Source organism: Pseudomonadota bacterium (assembly GCA_022361155.1).
GTDB lineage: Bacteria > Myxococcota_A > Polyangia > Polyangiales > JAKSBK01 > JAKSBK01.
This window is the reverse complement of sequence record JAKSBK010000073.1, coordinates 1-2,667: the sequence shown is the minus strand read 5'-3', so window position 1 is coordinate 2,667 and position 2,667 is coordinate 1. Positions and strand designations below refer to the sequence as shown.

Below are 2,667 nucleotides of genomic sequence, written 5' to 3'. Positions count from 1 at the left end.
GCGAAGCGACTGTTCCACGAGCGCAGCGTCGAATGGAACGCGGTGAATGACCGCGGCGTCCTCGAAGAGCAACGCCACGAGGTCCTTGGCAGAGAGGCGCCCGCGAAACCGGTTCCAGGTCGCGAGGCGCTCCTCGGTCAACCGCTGCGGCCTGCGTCCAGCGACCTCGTCGCGAGCGAGCGCGTGCAGGAGACTCGCGGCCCACGTTCCGGTGGGGCGCTGGTCGGGGGCCAAACCGGCCACGTCAAGCGTTGCGGCCATTCAGCACCTCCTGGGCATCGTGGTTCATCGGTCTCCCCCCTGATCAGCATCGGATGGGGGAAGAAACCAACCACGGCTCCCCGCGCTGCTCCACGGATGGCTCACACTACCATCGCCGATCCCCGCGCTCAACGGTGCGCGCGGCTCCCACAGCGCCGCTAGCCACAGGGCCCGCGAAAGGCCGAGGCGGTCCGCTGCGGTCGCACCGGCAGGCACGTTTGCTGGCGGTCCCGTAGCAGCCGGCCAATTCCTCGTCGTTGCGCCTTGCCGGCGGCACCCGGTCCTGTGCGATCTGCACAAGTTGTTTTGTGGCGGAGCCTAACAGTAAGGCGTGCCGCTCACTCGGTGTTCCCTCATCAAATAGTCGATGAGGTCGATCTTGGTCACGATGCCGGCGATCGCATCGCCTTCGAGCACGACAAGCATGTGCACGTCGGAGAGCATGCTCTGCACGAACTCGAGCTTGGTCTGCGGTGTGACTGTGGCGTAGTCGCTTTCGACCAGCGGACCGATCGGGCTGTCCAGCGAGTGCTCTCCGGCCGCCAGGTAACGCAGCAGATCCACCTCGGACACTGCTCCAAGCAGCTTGCCGTCTTCGACCACCGGCAGCTGGGAGATGCCGTGCGTCTTCATCTTGCCAACGACTGCTCGCAGACGCTCGGTCGACTTGCAGCTGACTGCCCCCTTGGCCCCCCTGGCGGCAAGCAGATCAGCGACGGTTCCGAGGCCGTCGCTGTCGAGGAATCCGTTTTCGCGCATCCATTCGTCGCTGAAGATCTTGGATAGGTACTTGGCGGCACCATCCGGGAGCAGCACGACGATGTTACCGGCGTCCGGATGACTGCGAGCGTACTTGACGGCTCCTGCGACCGCGGCCCCGGACGAGCCACCCGCATACAAGCCCTCGAGCCGCACCAAGTCGCGCGTCATCAGAAAGCACTCCTTGTCATCGACGCGTTCGATCTCGTCGAGCACCTCGGGGTCGAAGGTAGTGGGCACGAAATCTTCGCCGATGCCCTCGACCTTGTAGGTGAACGCTCTTGTAAGGCGCTTGGACTTGACCAAGTCGTAGTACAGCGAACCCACGGGATCCACGCCCACGAGCTGGATCTCGGGCTTATGCTCTTTCAGGTAGCGTCCCGTACCGGATATGGTGCCGCCCGTCCCTAGCCCTGCGACGAAAACATCGATCTGCCCCCGTGTCTGCTCCCACAGCTCAGGACCCGTGGACAGGTAATGGCCCCCGGGGTTATCGGGATTGTGGTACTGGTTGGCGTAGAAGCTGTTGCCGGTTTCCGCGTGCATGCGCTTGGCCACGGAGTAGTAGCTGCGCGGGTCTTCGGGTTCCACAGCAGCCGGACACACGACCACTCGAGCGCCAAACGCGCGCAGGGCCGCGATCTTCTCGTGCGACATCTTGTCGGGCATCACGAACACGCAGCGGTAGCCACGCACCGCGGCAATCATGGCAAGCCCGGCACCGGTGTTGCCGCTCGTGGCTTCGATGATCGTTCCACCCGATCGTAGCTCGCCACGCTTCTCGGCTTCGTTGACCAGGTTGAGGGTCATCCGGTCCTTCATGGAGCCTGCGGGGTTGAGGTACTCGCACTTGACGTAGATGTCGGGCGGAAGGTTGCGACCGATGCGTCGCAACTTGACCAGCGGCGTGTTGCCGATCGCTTCAAGAACGTTCTCGCACGCTCCTTGTATGCTCATCATGCCTCTCTTTCGATCGCTTTTTCCGCACCCGTTTGATGCTGGGGACTTCCGGCAGCTCGGTCAGCGTGCCAAGCACGTGGCTGCGCGAGAACACCTCAAGGCAAACGTCGTCCTGGATTCCGGCCCGCAGCCGCTGCGCACCAGCGTACGCGATCATGGCCGCGTTATCGGTACAGCTCGCTGCCGGCGGAACATAAAGCTCGAGGCTTCTCTCGGCGCAAGCCTCCTTGGCGCGCGCGCGCAAGCCCCGGTTGGCCGCCACGCCTCCAGTGAGCACGAGGTGGCGGATGCCGCGTCGCTTGCAGGCCGATAACGCCTTGGCTACGAGCACATCGACCACGGCGGCTTGAAACGAGGCGCACAGATCCGCCGTGCCCTGTTCGCTCTCGGGCGCACCCTTGCCAGCCACGTGTTGCGCCACAGCAGTCTTGAGTCCCGAGAAGCTGAATTCGAGGCTGCGCCGCGAATTCATGGGCCGGGGCAAGGCGAGCGCGGCAGGATCGCCCTTGGCTGCCAGGCGGTCGATGATCGGGCCACCGGGATAGCCCAGCCCGAGCAGCTTGGCCACCTTGTCGAAGGCCTCCCCCGCTGCATCGTCGCGGGTCTGGCCGAGCTGCTCGATCCGCAGCGGTGTGCGCACCTCATACAACGCCGTGTGGCCGCCGCTGACGAGCAGCGCGACATAGG

General features: G+C 64.6%; 3 protein-coding genes. All 3 read right to left on the bottom strand.

What is annotated here, in order from left to right; all coding sequences use genetic code 11:
- Positions 1-261 (bottom strand): hypothetical protein (locus MJD61_01975; GenBank protein MCG8554046.1); only part of this gene is annotated, 261 nt, incomplete at its 3' end.
- Between the two features lie 318 nt (positions 262-579).
- Positions 580-1,977, bottom strand: a complete 1,398-nt coding sequence (locus MJD61_01970; protein MCG8554045.1) for a cystathionine beta-synthase — start codon at positions 1,975-1,977, stop codon at positions 580-582.
- A partial coding sequence (locus tag MJD61_01965; GenBank protein MCG8554044.1) for a hypothetical protein occupies positions 1,943-2,667 on the bottom strand: 725 nt, incomplete at its 5' end. The genes MJD61_01965 and MJD61_01970, both read right to left, overlap by 35 nt.